This is a genomic window from Mycobacterium sp. RTGN6, from assembly GCF_033804605.1.
Taxonomy (GTDB): Bacteria; Actinomycetota; Actinomycetes; order Mycobacteriales; family Mycobacteriaceae; genus Mycobacterium.
On record NZ_JAPZKZ010000012.1, the window covers coordinates 126,739 to 139,999 of the forward strand.

A 13,261-nucleotide genomic window follows, 5' to 3' on the forward strand; every position below is an offset into this window, starting at 1 on the left:
CGATGGAAACTGATCGCGGAGTGCGGGGCAGCGCTGCCGCCTTGGCCCGCCGCTCGAGGCTCACCGCCGCCTGGCAGGCCAGTCGCCTCGCCGAGACGCCCGACAGCTTCCGCGACGCACTTCTCGACCACGCCTCCGAGAGCTCGGTCGGGGCCGGCGAGATCATCCGGTGGGACGGCCCGCTCCTGGTCGTCGTGATGTCCGGACAGGCGTGTGTTCACCTGACTTCGGTGGACCGCCGCGCAGCGATGCGATATTTGCGACGGGGCGAGATGGTCGGCCTTGTCACCGTCTTCCTCCCCGCGCTGGCACCCACCCGGATACCAATGGTGATTAGGGCGCTGACGGCATGCACCATCATGAAGCTCCCACCAAAACTGTTCGCGACCCTGGCCCAGCGTGACGGCAAGCTGGCTTGGAGGGTCGGTCAGTGGATCGCGGACGACATGGTCACCGGACATGCGGTGCTCGCCGACGACATCTTCCTCTCCGTTCGTCAGCTGCTGGCCCGACATCTGCTCGATCTCGCGGTGGCGGAGAACGGCCGGCTGATCGTGTACGCGACCCAGCAGGACCTGGCTGACGCGATCGGCTCGGTGCGCGCCGTCGTTGGCCGTTCGATCTCCGAGCTGCGGTCCGAAGGGCTCTTGGTCCGCGACGGCCGCGCCATGCGGCTGACGGACCCGGTACGACTCGGCAAGATCGCCTCCGCGGAATAGCCCCGCCACGCGCCACCGAGTCTGTGACAAAGGTAGTCGCCGCGGCCGGAATCTGTTCGTAGCCTGCCAACGTGGTCCCGGAACCCCCGGGTGCCGCTGACGCGATACCGACGAGGACGAGCATGGTGTCACTGTGATCGACAAGCGCTGCGCGGACGTTGACGAGGCGCTGGCAGGTGTCGGGCATGGAACGGTGTTGATGATCGGCGGTTTCGGCGAGGTCGGCGTGCCCGACAGGCTGATTGACGGGCTCCTCGACCGGCACGTCCGGGAGCTGACGGTGATCGCCAACAACGCGGGCGCAGGCGAGCACGGTCTTGCCGCGCTCATCCGGGAAGGCGCGGTGGCGCGCATCATCTGCTCCTACCCACGCTCGCCCGGCTCGATCTGGTTCGAGCGGGCGTATGCGGCGGGCACCATCGAACTCGAACTCGTTCCGCAGGGCACGCTCACCGAACGAATCCGGGCCGGGGGTGCCGGCATACCGGCTTTCTACACGGCTGTCGGGGTCGGTACCGACATTGCCCGCGGCCGCGAGACGGCGGTCTTCGACGGGCGGGAGTACCTGCTCGAGCGCGCCCTCACCGCCGACGTAGCGCTGCTGCGTGCCAGGAGCGCCGATCGTTGGGGCAACCTCTGCTATCACGCGACGGCGCGGAACTTCGCCCCGACCATGGCCGCCGCGGCGACGCTCACCGTGGTGCAGGCCGAGGAGATCGTCGAACTCGGCAAGCTCGATCCCGAGGAGATCGTGACCCCGGGCGTGTACGTGGACCGGGTACTCGGCCCTGGTGACGGCGCATGACGGCGGCAGTGAGGCGGAGCAGGAACGAGATCGCCGCCCGAGTCGCACGCGATCTGCCCGACGGCGCGTGCGTGAACCTCGGCATCGGGATACCGACGCTCATCGCGGACCATCTACCCGACGACCGAGAACTGTTGCTGCACAGCGAGAACGGGATGATCGGGATCGGCCCTACCCCCGCGCCAGAGCTGGTCGACCCGGAGCTGATCAACGCGGGCAAGCTGCCGGTGACCATGCGGCCCGGCGGTTCGTTCTTCAGCCACGCCGAGGCGTTCGTGATGATCCGTGGCGGTCACGTCGACGTGGCAGTCATGGGCGCCTATGAGGTCTCCGCGAGCGGGGATCTCGCCAACTGGTCGACAGGCGACGATGGCGTACCCGCCATCGGCGGCGCGATGGATCTCGCCGTGGGTGCGCGACAGGTCTTCGTCGTGATGTCCCACCAGACCTCCTCGGGGCGAAGCAAACTCGTCACGACGTGTTCCTATCCGCTCACCGCCGCCGGCGTGGTGAAGCGGGTGTACACCGACATCGCCGTCCTCGAGGTGCGCGACGGTGCGTTCGTCGCGCTTGAAATCGTCGAGGGCCTCGATTTGGACGACGTGCGGGCCGTGACCGATGCGCCGATCCTCGCGCCCGACCAGCCGGCTGTGACAAAGGTGACTGATACCCACCCGAAAGGCCCCTAACGTCCTGCTATGAAGGTCGGTCGCACGACCGCGGACTGCCCGAGCAAATACGAGCGGAGACATCCCATGGCGATCAAATCTGACGCACCGACGTCCCCGAAATTGCCACGGCTACACCACATCACCCTGCAGACGGCCCGGCTCGACGCGATGATCGATTGGTACGTGGCAGTACTTGGAATGCGAGCCACCCATCGCGCCGACTTCGGCGCCTGGCTTACCAACGACGAGGCGAACCACCGCGTAGCGATCGTGACATTTCCGGAGGTCTCCGAACGGCGCGACCCGCGGACCCACACCGGATTGCGGCACGTGGCATTCGAGTTCGAGTTGGTCGACGACCTGATGGCGACGTACGAGCGCGTGCGGAACGCGGGCATCGAGCCCGACTACTGCATCGACCACGGCCCGACGATCTCGTTCTACTATGCCGATCCCGACGGCAACTACGTCGAACTGCAGGTGGACACCTTCCAAAACTGGTCGGATTCGGCCGCGTTCATGGCGAAGGACCCGGCATTCCACGCCGATCCGCGCGGTAAGGATTTCGATCCGGTGGCGCTCCATCACGCCTGGGCGCAGGGGGCGACGCTGGACGAGCTGCACGGCATGGCATATGCGGGTGGCTTCGCCCCGACGGTCGCCAAATCCGACTGATCAGCTGGCAGCGCCGCATCTACTCGTCGTCCGGGATGAGCGGGGTGACGCGGTAGTCGACCAAGGTACGCATCACCAGAGACGTCGTGGTCCGGTCGATTCCATCGATCTCCAGTATTTGACCGGCGATCCGGTAGAGGTCGTCGGCATCACGCGCAACGGCCTGGATCAGTAGATCCGTTGCGCCGCTGAGCCCCTGCACCTCCAGGACTTCGGGTATCGCATTGAGATCGGCGGCAATTGCGGAAAGTCGGCGTTGCGTCACGTTCGCGAACAGGAATGCCCGTAGTGGAAAACCGAGAGTCGCTGGGTCGATGCACCGTTCAAACGAGTCCAGTGCGTCGCGCTCATCCAGTCGGTTCAGTCGCGCCTGAACCGTGTTCCGCGACAAACCCGTTCGGTCAGCGAGCGCGACTGCGCTCGCACGGGGTTCGGCGATGAGTGCCCGAAAGATGCGGGCATCGATCGGATCTGCGCGAAAGGCCTTAGCCATGCCACCAACCTCCACTTGTCACCTGTGGTCGGATTGCTTGTCGATTCGACAAGCAAGGGCCCCAACACTCCATGGGCTCGTTGGCATTATGCACACAATGGGAAGGCATGGTTGCGCGAATGATGGGTATCTAGCCACACTTGATGGGCGATCTGTATACGGTCGCGCAGACAAGGAGCACACTGATGACGACGGTCACCGAGCCCGAGTACAGCCTCGGCGGGTCTTCCGATCTCGAAGCGTTGGCGGAGCTCGAACGTCGCACGCTGTGGCTGTCGACGGCCATGATCCACCACGCGAACCGAGTGCGTCCCAACACTTCCGGGCTCAAGGTCGGGGGACATCAGGCGTCGTGTGCATCGTCGGTATCGATCATGACCTCGCTGTGGTTCGCGGCGCTGCGTTCCGAGGACCGTGTTTCGGTCAAGCCGCACGCCTCACCGGTGTTGCACGCGATCAACTATCTGCTCGGCGAGCTGGACGAGTCCTATCTGACTACGCTGCGCCAGTTCGGTGGCTTGCAGTCCTATCCAAGCCGGTCCAAGGATCCCGATCCGGTCGACTACTCCACGGGATCGGTCGGGATTGGTGCCACGGCACCAATCTGGGGAACGATGGCCCGTCGTTACGTCAACAGCACGCTCGACGCCGACGCGGGTACCGGCCGGCAGTACTCACTGGTGGGTGACGCCGAACTGGACGAGGGCGCGGTGTGGGAGGCGATCGTGGATCCCGGCATCGTCGATCTTGGCGAGGTGGTGTGGATCGTCGACCTCAACCGGCAGTCGCTGGACCGGGTGGTGCCGAACATCGCCGCGGGTCGGCTGGAGTCGATGTTCGAGGCGGCCGGTTGGCAGGTGATCACCGTCAAGTTCGGCAGGCTGCTCGAGTCGCTGTTCGCCCGACCCGGCGGCGACGTGCTGCGAACCCGGATCCTCGAGATGCCGAACCCCGAGTATCAGCGACTGCTGCGCTGCGACGCGGACGAGTTACGCGTCCGGTTGCCCGGAACCGGCCCTGACAGCGCGCAGCTCGCGGAACTGATTGCCGGTCTGGATGATTCGACACTGCTGGCCGCGATTCGCAATCTCGGCGGCCATGACCTGGAGGCTCTCATCGATGCCTACGGGCGCATCGACGACACCCGGCCGACCGTGATCATCGCCTACACGATCAAGGGCTACGGGCTGCCCTCGGCGGGGCATCCGCAGAACCATTCGTCGTTGCTGTCGGTCGAGCAGTACGAGTCGCTCGCCTCGGCGCTGGGTATGGATCCGAACAAGCCGTGGGGCCGGTTCGACGAGGGGACCCCGGCCGCGCAGTTGTGCTCCGACGTGGCGCGGCGGCTGCACCGGCAGCCGGTTCCCGTCTCTGTGATACCCACCGTCCCAACGGATTTTGGCCGAACTCCCAAGGGCACGGCCACCACGCAGGCGGCACTGGGCCGGCTATTGCTGGACCTGACCCGGGCAGCCCCGGAGGCGGCGCGTCGAATCGTCACCGTGAGCCCCGACGTCAGCTCCACTACGAATCTGGCGGGTTGGATCAACAAGGTCGGCGTGTGGTCGACCGCCGAACGCCACGACTGGTTCGCCGATGACGCCGAGACCCTCATGCACTGGCGAGAGCGGACCACCGGGCAGCACATCGAACTGGGCATCGCGGAAACCAACCTCGTCGGCCTGCTCGGCGAGTTGGGCGCCACCTGGAGCCGCTGGGGTGAGCCGCTGTTCCCGATCGGCGTGCTCTACGACCCCTTCGTCGAGCGCGCGTTGGAACCCTGGACCTACGGCATGTACGCGGGCGGGCAGTCGATCCTGATCGGGACGCCGTCGGGGGTGACGCTGGCTGCCGAAGGTGGTGCCCATCAATCGATTACGACACCGTCGGTGGGGATCGAAACGCCAGGATTGATCTCGTATGAGCCTGCGTTCGCCCTCGACGTGGAATGGACGCTGCTGGCCAGCGTGGCCCGGCTGGGCCGGCCCGACGGCACCTCCGCTTACCTGCGGCTGTCCACCCGGCCGGTCGATCAGCAGCTCGCCGAGGTGCCCGAGGACCCGGCTGCGCGCGAACGCCGCCGCAAGCAGGTCGTGGCCGGCGGATATCCGATCGTTCGCCGGGATGGCGCAGTGGTGACCATCGTCGCGATGGGCGCGGTCATGACCGAGGCGCTGGCGGCCGCCGAGCGGCTCGGCTCAGCCGGTGTGGTCGCGGACGTCGTCTGCGTCACCAGCCCCGGGCTGCTGTTCGAGGCGATGCAGGCTCGGCAGGGTCGTGGCACCGCGGAGAGCTGGATCCTCGATCAGCTGTTCCCCGCCAACCGAGCGACCCCGATCGTCACCGTGCTCGACGGCCATCCCCACACGCTGGCGTTCCTGGCCGGCGTCAATCGCGTGCACCACGTCGCCCTCGGCGTAAGCCGGTACGGACAGGTGGGATCACTCGACGAGGTGTACCGCTACCACGGTCTGGACGCTGACAGCATCGTCGCCGCCGCGCTCGACACCCTCGGCGCCGCGGGTGTAACCCCAACGATGCGAGGCTGATTCATGACCACGATAAGTCCGGCCGAGACCAGCGTGCCGCTGCCCGACCTCGGCGAAAGCGTCACTTCGGCCACCGTGACCCGCTGGTTGAAGCAAACCGGTGACGAGGTCGCCCTCGATGAGCCGATCCTCGAGGTGTCCACCGACAAAGTGGACACCGAGATCGTCTCACCCGCAGCAGGAACATTGCTGCGCATCCTCGCCGACGAAGACAGCGTCGTCGCCGTCGGCGAACCCCTGGCTGTCATCGGAGCAGCCAACCCCGCCGCTCCGCTGGCAGCGTCTGTTCCCGCCGAGGAGGCGACACCCGATCGGCGGGAACAGGCGGCCCAGGTGACCGCGGCAGACACGGTCGAGCCCGACCCCGAACCCGCTGCGGCGGCAGCGATATCCACGGCAGGCAGCACGACCGCCACGACTGTGGCGGCGGAGCCGGCCCGATCCGCCGACTCGACCACCGAGAAATTGCCACGAATCCGGCAGACCATCGCGCGCCGCATGATGGAGTCGCTGCACACCTCGGCTCAGTTGACCACCGTGGTGGAAGCCGACGTCACCGCGGTCGCGGCCGTGCGCGGCCGACACAAGGACGACTTCCTGCGGCAGACGGGGATCAAGCTGTCGTTCCTGCCATTCTTCGTGAAGGCCGCCGTGGATGCGCTCGCCGAACATCGCGTCATCAACGCCTCCTTGAATCCCGACGCCACGGAGGCGAGCTACCACCATGCGTGTCATCTCGGGATGGCCGTCGACAGTCCGAAGGGGCTGATGGTACCGGTGATCCAGCACGCCGAAAACCTCAGTGTCAGTGGGCTTGCCAGGGCCATCGCCGATCTCGCCGGCCGGGTACGCGACGGCACGATCGGCGCCGACGAGCTTTCCGGCGGCACCTTCACCATCACCAACACCGGCAGCCGTGGTGCACTATTCGACACCCCGATCATCAACCAGCCGCAGTCAGCGATCCTCGGCATTGGTTCAGTCGTAGAGCGGGTGGTGCCGATGCGCATCGACGGCAGCCTCCAGCTCAGTGTGCGATCGATGGCGTATCTGTCCCTCAGCTACGACCACCGACTGGTCGACGGCGCAGATGCCGCTGGGTATCTGGGTGCCGTAAAGACCCGCCTCGCAACCGGGTTCAACGCATCAGATATGTGAGGGCTCGTCCCATCGCTCGACGCTGGTTTGGCTCTCGGTGTTGATGAGGTATTGGCGCCTTGCGCGTCAGGGCGTCGACATCGCTGTCGCCGAAGATGGTCTCGCTTTCGATCAGACCGTCGGCGAACCGGAACACTGCGAAGCTGCACTTCTTCCGTGTCTGTCCATCGCCGTCATCGACATTCCACTCGAAGACGACGATGACCGACTCATCGACGACCCAATGGCGGACTGTCCAAGACGCGGCAGCATCGCCAAACTCTGCGGCGGCCGTCATGCGCTTCCATTGCTCGAGGACGGCGTCGCGACCGTTAACCCGCAGGCCCAGCGGATAGTGCAAGTAGTAGGGAGCTGCCGACATCGTCGCCATGCACCCATCCCAGTCTTCGCGGACCTCGCAGTCCGTATGGCGGATGACCAAGTCGACCATTTCCTTCGCCCCGAAGTTGGTAGTCATGGGTACCTCCCAGAGCTCTGGTAGACGCTGGTGAGCCGAGGGTCAGGCACGCCGAAATGTGAGCTGTCCGAGCCTATTTCGACACCGTCGTCGATGCATGCGGCGCCGACGGTCAGCTGAACAGGATGTCGACGACTCTCTTGGTGTCCATGTACTCGCGCACACGCGAGATCAGGTCGCCCTCGAACTCGAAGACGAGGTGGTACTTGTTGCTGTAGTGCTTGCCATTCTTCAGGTCGGCAGCGGACTCGGTTTCGACCGAGACCCGGTCGCCCTCCGCGATGAAGCCGACCGGAGTGAACTTGATCGGGGGGACGACCATCGCAGCCTGTCCGGCGATCATCTGCTCGATCGCTGCCCTGTCATGATCGCCAGAGATGGGCAGATCGCCTGCCACCCACCACGTTGCGTCGTCAGTCAGCCGCGCCAGGACGGCGTTGACATCCCCGTCCTCGAGTGCATTCAAGAGCTCGGCGACTACGACCTTGTTCCGTGTAGGGCTCATCGGTGGATTCCTTTCCTGTGCCGTGGACTCAGTACAGATCCGTGCCGGGCTCAAGTCCGCAGAGCACGCGACCATAGAGTTCCGCGCTCGTCGCGTGGATGAGGAAGGCGTGCACCGACAAGGCCCCGATGTCGCGGACGATGCGTTGCATCGGATCCTTGAGGTGGATGCCGCTCGCACCGGATGCGCGCCGCGCGATGTCGATGACCTCGCGGCAGAGATCGATCACCCAGGCCACGTCGGCACGGATTCGAACCCGCTCCTCCAACTCGAGCGGTCCGTCGACGAGCTTCATCGCCGTGTCGCGGGCCCGCTTGGCGTGGAAGCCGGCCTGATCGAACTTCATCGAGGCTTCGGCGAGCTGGAACTGCGTGACCGCAGCGTCAGCGGCACGCGTATAGCTGGTGTAGGTAATGCCCTTCTTGTGGATGCGTTCGCGGAGCAATGTGAGGGCTTGGCCGGCGAGCCCGAGCGGAGCGCCGACACTACCTGCGACGAAGAACGGGATGGTCGGGATCTGATAGAACGGATCGGCAAAGTCAGTCGATGGATTCGGCGAGCTCGGCCGCGCAACTCGATGAGCGGGAACGAACTTGTCGGTCACGGTGATCGAATTCGAGCCAGTCCCGGCCAGGCCGGAGACCTGCCAGTCGTCGGCGACGGTGCAGTCTTCCTTCGGCACTAGGAACGTCGCCACCTCGGGAGGGTTGTCACCGTCGATGATGAAGGACAGGAAAATCGCCCACTGCGCATGATGCTGGCCGGAGCAGAACCGCCAGGTTCCGGAAAGCTGGAAGCCCCCGTCGACGGGAGTCGCCTGTCCGGTGGGGGTGAATGACTGAGCGACCTTGGGGTATTCGTGTGCGTACACCTCAGCGTTCGCCTCATCGGAGAACGCTGTCAGCATGTACATGTTGCCGATGTAGATGCTGGCCACCCAGGCCGTTGAACCGCAGGCCTTCGCGAGCTCTTCCGCCACGTCGCTGAAGGTGTCGATCGATGCCTGGTAGCCGCCCCGAGCGCGCGGCGCGAGCACTTTGAGGAGGCCGGCCTCGTCCAGTAGCCGGACGGTTTCATCGGGAAGGCGCCCAAGCCGCTCCGCCTCCGCGGCCAGGCCGCGAATCTCCTGGGCTACGTCGGCTGCTTTCTTGACCACCGACTCGTGGTTGGTGTGCGGGCTCAATGTCTCGGTCATGTCGTCGGCCCCTCTTGTTGGCTCACGGGTTCACCTGGCACCGTATTCCTTATTGGACAACGCTGTCAAAGATTCATCGGTACTGACAGAACGGCGGCGACTAGCGTGAACGCGCCTAGTAGAGCTGGCGCGGCGGTGCCGGCCGCTTTGTCCTTGGCGCTCATGTGGTAGCCGACGGCGATCGCCATCATGATCGTCAATCCGATTGCCGCCGCGATACGCAATGGAAGCCACCAGATACCCAGCACAAGTCCTGCGGCAGCGGCAATCTCGAGAAGTGCCGCTATCACGTGCAGGCGGCGTGAGATGCCCAGCTTTCGAGCGCTCTCTTCGATCGCCTCGACTCCGACCAGCTTGGCAGCTGCGGACAGGAGGAAGCCGACTGCCAAGACGATCGACAGTATGTTGGTGAATGACTGCATGGGTTGGTCCTTCAATGTCGGGAATGCGGAGTGCCGGAAGCATAACGGCGATTCGGACTATTATGAAGAATTCTTGACGTTCTAGTAAGGAGAGTTGAACGCCGATGCGTTGGGTGACTAGAGAGAACGTGCATCTGGACAGGGTGGCATCGCCGTGGCTCATCCGGAGGAGCATCGATCCGGACGCGGAGTTCGTGTTCATTGACCCGGACAAGCCGTGGCCCGCCGATGCGATTCCCTTCGCTCTACCCGGGGCTGAGCTCGGGATGCATGACGAGAACGGTTCCACGTTCGACAAGTTGCTGCGGCACTACCAACTCGACGATCCCGTCTTGCACGACATCGCAGACGTGGTGCGTGCGGGCATCCGACACCTGTTCGGTGAGGACCAGCAAGGTGCCACAACGGAGACCCTCGCGTTGGGTGTGGCGCTGTTGGCCTTGTCCGAGGGCCTGATGCTGCGGTGGCCGGCCGATCACGACAACATTCAGGCCTCCGGAGAGCTCTACGACGGGCTGTACGCCTACTTTTGGGCACGGCGCATGGATCCCCGGTTCGGCCCCGAGACCTTTTGGGAACGGATGGCCAGCCTCCGCGCTGCATGGCGAGCGCAAGCCGATGCAACGACATGAGCGGCATGCCGACCCTCCTGCGGCATGAGCTGGAGATCCTGAGACTGATCGACGGTTGGGCGATGTGGCGAGACTCATTCGACTGGGAACGCCTCCGGTCGGTCTGGCACGACGACGGACGGATGGTGACGATGTGGTGGCAGGGGCCCCGTGACGAATTCATTCGCCTGTGCCGCGAGGGAGCCGAACGGGGCGCGAAAGTCAGCCACTTCCTCGGCGGTTCGGTCGTCGACGTGCTTGGCCACCGGGCCGTCGCGCAGACCAAGGCGAGGATAGGCCAGCGTGCACTCGTCGACGGCGTGCTGTGCGACGTCGAGGCCACGGCCCGCTTCTACGACTTCTTCGAGTGTCGAGATGGCGAGTGGGGCTTGGTCCTTCGTCAACCGATCTACGAACACGATCGCCTCAGCCCAGTGAATCCCGCGGAGACCGTTGGACTCGATAGGGCGTTGCTGGATACGTTTCCGGAGGAATACCGCCATCTCGCATACGTTCAAGCGAGGATGGGATTTCACATCGACCTGAACATGCCAGGCCCGACCGGCAGTCGGGCCGACGCCCTATACGCCAGTGGTGCGCGGTGGTTACGAGGCGCACCACTCGATCGTTGAGATCCGTTGAACAACAGTCGCTAACGGGTTCAGGGTCGTGGGCTCAACTTACAGTTGCTTACTCAGGCGACGATAGATTAACGTATGTGTCGAGGAACACAGTTGCTTCACGGTTGTGTAGCTGGTCCAGTCGGCAAGGAGATAAGGGCGATGACGACAGTCGGTTTCGTTGGAGTGGGCCGTCTCGGGTTGCCCCTGGCCTGTTCGTTGCTCGATGCGGGATTCACGGTGGTTTGCACTAATCGCGGCAACGCCGAACTCCTCGTCGCGCGCGGGGCGACGGTGCCGGGTGACGGGTCGGTATCGGCTGTCGCCGAGGCCGCGGACATCATCGCTAGTTGCCTGCCGTCCGTAGCCTCCTTCGACGCGGTCACAGCCGAGCTGCTCACGGTCGATGACGTGCCGCCGCTGATCGAGATGAGCACGCTGCCGGTATCGGAGAAGGAGCGGGTTCGCAAGCAATTCATCGAGCGTGGCTCGGAATTGTTCGATGCACCGGTCAGCGGCACGCCGCCGATGGCGCAAGCCAAGATCGCGATGATTTACGCCAGCGGAGACCGCGCGATACACGACCGGTTCAAGGACGTCTTCGCGGCGATGTCGCCGAACTACTGCTTCGTCGGCGAGTTTGGCACCGGCACCAAAATGAAGCTGGTCGCCCAATTTCTCGGCCTCGTCCACGTGACGGCCGCGGCGCAGGCAATGGCATACGCGCACTTGGCCGGACTCGACCTGCATCAGGTTGCCGAGCTCATCTCAGCGAGCCCCGGCGCAATGTCTGGCCAATTCAAGATTCGCGCCCCGCTCATCGCGTCCGGTGAGTTCGAAGGGCGGCTCGTTACCGTCGACCTGAGCTTGAAGGACGTCGACGAAGTCATTGCCTATGGACAGGCGATCAATGCCCCCGTTGACCTGATCAGCATCGTCGGCGAACACTTCCACAAGCTCGCCGACGACGGCTACGGAGCATCGGACCCCGCCTCGCTTTTCCAGGCTTTCATCCGCTGATCAAGCATGTGGTGCCCGCCTTCGTCCACCGTGATGGCGGCGGCGAGGCGGTACCGACGGTCAAAGTTCAGTAGTGAACTCAGTAGTCCTGACCAGGTGCAGTTCGGTCATGTGATGCGATGGTGTGACGATGACCACACTGGCAGCGCCGCCTCGGGAACACGTGACATCTCTGCTCCAGACCGGATTGAACCCCAATGATCGAGTAGTCGGGCCGCGGCCTGATGCGGCCGTGTTGCAGCAGTTGATCTCCGAAACCATGTGGCAGCTGCGGAAGGCCACCCAGAGCCGGGATGCGCTCGCCGCTCGGCGCGCCAAGCGACGGATGAATGAACTGCTGGACGAACTCGCGGACTCCGTGATCGGCGAATGCGCGTCGACGTCCGCACCCGCCGTGTTGTGACCGACTCGCGTCCGCCTTCTGGCCCTCGGCGCTGAACAGCGCCGCCGCCCAACGGTCGTTGATTTTACTTAGCCGTTAAGATTTGGGCGTGACAGCTACTAAGAGGACCTCGAAGGCGACTCCGAAGGCCACCTCGAAGGCGACCCCGAAAAAGGCCACCGCGAAGGCGACCCCGACGCGGCGGGCACCGCGTGCGAACGCTGCGGCCCGCACCGACGACGCACCGCGCAGCACGTCGCGCCGAGGTCTAGTCGAGGACCAGATCTTCACGGAGGCGGCGCGCCTGTTCGCCGAGCGTGGTTTCGCCGGGACGAGTCTGCAGGATGTAGCCGATGCGATGGGCATGACTCGTCCTGCCTTGTACTACTACGTCAAGAGCAAGGACGAGCTGCTTGCCCGGCTGGTCACCGAGACGACTGAAGCTCCGGCGGCCGAAATCAAGCGCCTAGCCACTCACCCAGGGAGCGAGCCAGCCGCCCGATTGCGCGGCGTTGCCCATGCCATCGCCCTGCGTCGAGCGAACGATCCCGGTCGGTTCCAGATGTTGGTCCGCTCTGAAGCGGAACTGCCCGACGAGCTCGCCCGGTCGCAGCGCGCGGCGCAGCGGGCGACGTTGCGGGAACTCATCCTGCTCATCGAGGAGGGGATCGAGGCTGGTCAATTCCGGCCGGTCGATCCGCGGACTACCGCGCTCGCGGTGATCGGCATGTGCAACTGGATCGCCTGGTGGCAGCAATCTCTGGGCGAGCACACCCCGGCCGAGGTGGCCGAGCAGATTGCCGATCTTGCCCTGGGCATGGTTCGTTCGCCAGACGGGCATCTACCTGGCGCGATTGGTCCACGTGCGGCCATTGCGCAGCTTCGTTCGGATTTGGACTACCTCGAGCGGACACTTGACCAGCAAAAGCAACCGAAGACTACGGAGAAGCCGCGAGCTCGTCGGCGCTCGGGTTGATGT

General features: G+C 64.6%; 16 protein-coding genes. 11 read left to right on the plus strand and 5 right to left on the minus strand.

Annotated features, from left to right (window positions below; all coding sequences use genetic code 11):
- The first annotated feature begins 2 nt into the window (after positions 1-2).
- The 4 genes from SLQ33_RS27055 to SLQ33_RS27070 all read left to right on the plus strand — a co-directional run bounded on the left by SLQ33_RS27055 (position 3) and on the right by SLQ33_RS27070 (position 2,870).
- On the plus strand, positions 3-719 hold the full coding sequence (locus SLQ33_RS27055) for a Crp/Fnr family transcriptional regulator (RefSeq protein ID WP_319456987.1): 717 nt from the start codon (positions 3-5) through the stop codon (positions 717-719).
- A gap of 133 nt (positions 720-852) precedes the next feature.
- Entirely contained in the window at positions 853-1,524 is a 672-nt protein-coding gene (locus SLQ33_RS27060) for a 3-oxoacid CoA-transferase subunit A (RefSeq protein WP_319456988.1), read from the plus strand.
- Positions 1,521-2,213: a 3-oxoacid CoA-transferase subunit B gene (locus tag SLQ33_RS27065; RefSeq protein WP_319456989.1), complete on the plus strand. Its 693-nt coding sequence runs from the start codon at positions 1,521-1,523 to the stop codon at positions 2,211-2,213. Before SLQ33_RS27060 ends, SLQ33_RS27065 begins: the two co-directional genes overlap by 4 nt.
- 66 nt (positions 2,214-2,279) lie before the next feature.
- The gene (locus SLQ33_RS27070) at positions 2,280-2,870 is read left to right on the plus strand and encodes a VOC family protein (RefSeq protein ID WP_319456990.1); all 591 of its coding nucleotides are present in this window, start codon (positions 2,280-2,282) and stop codon (positions 2,868-2,870) included.
- 19 nt (positions 2,871-2,889) lie between these two features.
- On the opposite strand, the gene SLQ33_RS27075 is transcribed toward SLQ33_RS27070, so the two are convergent.
- Complete coding sequence (locus SLQ33_RS27075; RefSeq protein WP_319456991.1) at positions 2,890-3,363, minus strand: Lrp/AsnC family transcriptional regulator; 474 nt, start codon at positions 3,361-3,363, stop codon at positions 2,890-2,892.
- A 185-nt stretch (positions 3,364-3,548) separates the two neighbouring features.
- Here SLQ33_RS27075 and SLQ33_RS27080 point away from each other — a divergent pair, with 185 nt between their 5' ends.
- Both SLQ33_RS27080 and SLQ33_RS27085 read left to right on the plus strand, forming a co-directional pair.
- On the plus strand, positions 3,549-5,912 hold the full coding sequence (locus SLQ33_RS27080; RefSeq protein WP_319456992.1) for a transketolase-like TK C-terminal-containing protein: 2,364 nt from the start codon (positions 3,549-3,551) through the stop codon (positions 5,910-5,912).
- Between the two features lie 3 nt (positions 5,913-5,915).
- Positions 5,916-7,070 carry a 2-oxo acid dehydrogenase subunit E2 gene (locus tag SLQ33_RS27085; protein ID WP_319456993.1) on the plus strand — a complete coding sequence of 385 codons (1,155 nt, stop codon included), beginning with the start codon at positions 5,916-5,918 and terminating at the stop codon, positions 7,068-7,070.
- Here SLQ33_RS27085 and SLQ33_RS27090 read toward each other — a convergent pair.
- From SLQ33_RS27090 to SLQ33_RS27105, 4 genes are all read right to left on the minus strand, one after another.
- Positions 7,051-7,527 carry a nuclear transport factor 2 family protein gene (locus SLQ33_RS27090; protein WP_319456994.1) on the minus strand — a complete coding sequence of 159 codons (477 nt, stop codon included), beginning with the start codon at positions 7,525-7,527 and terminating at the stop codon, positions 7,051-7,053. The two genes, SLQ33_RS27085 and SLQ33_RS27090, sit on opposite strands and share 20 nt — an antisense overlap.
- Positions 7,528-7,639: 112 nt before the next feature.
- Entirely contained in the window at positions 7,640-8,032 is a 393-nt protein-coding gene (locus SLQ33_RS27095; RefSeq protein WP_319456995.1) for a nuclear transport factor 2 family protein, read from the minus strand.
- Between the two features lie 28 nt (positions 8,033-8,060).
- Positions 8,061-9,227, minus strand: coding sequence for an acyl-CoA dehydrogenase family protein (locus SLQ33_RS27100; protein ID WP_319456996.1), 1,167 nt, complete (start codon positions 9,225-9,227; stop codon positions 8,061-8,063).
- A gap of 65 nt (positions 9,228-9,292) precedes the next feature.
- A complete protein-coding gene (locus SLQ33_RS27105) occupies positions 9,293-9,649 on the minus strand; it encodes a DoxX family protein (protein WP_319456997.1) in 357 nt (118 codons plus the stop codon).
- A 104-nt stretch (positions 9,650-9,753) separates the two neighbouring features.
- On the opposite strand from SLQ33_RS27105, the gene SLQ33_RS27110 reads away from it, so the two are divergent.
- From SLQ33_RS27110 to SLQ33_RS27130, 5 genes are all read left to right on the plus strand, one after another.
- Positions 9,754-10,281, plus strand: a complete 528-nt coding sequence (locus SLQ33_RS27110; protein ID WP_319456998.1) for a chromate resistance protein ChrB domain-containing protein — start codon at positions 9,754-9,756, stop codon at positions 10,279-10,281.
- Positions 10,282-10,286: 5 nt separating this feature from the next.
- Positions 10,287-10,892: a nuclear transport factor 2 family protein gene (locus SLQ33_RS27115; protein WP_319456999.1), complete on the plus strand. Its 606-nt coding sequence runs from the start codon at positions 10,287-10,289 to the stop codon at positions 10,890-10,892.
- A 150-nt stretch (positions 10,893-11,042) separates the two neighbouring features.
- Positions 11,043-11,900 (plus strand): NAD(P)-dependent oxidoreductase, encoded by an 858-nt coding sequence (locus SLQ33_RS27120; RefSeq protein WP_319457000.1) that lies wholly within the window; start codon positions 11,043-11,045, stop codon positions 11,898-11,900.
- A gap of 130 nt (positions 11,901-12,030) precedes the next feature.
- Positions 12,031-12,303, plus strand: coding sequence for a hypothetical protein (locus SLQ33_RS27125; protein ID WP_319457001.1), 273 nt, complete (start codon positions 12,031-12,033; stop codon positions 12,301-12,303).
- An 88-nt stretch (positions 12,304-12,391) separates the two neighbouring features.
- Entirely contained in the window at positions 12,392-13,258 is an 867-nt protein-coding gene (locus SLQ33_RS27130; protein WP_319457002.1) for a TetR/AcrR family transcriptional regulator, read from the plus strand.
- The last annotated feature ends 3 nt before the right edge of the window (positions 13,259-13,261 follow it).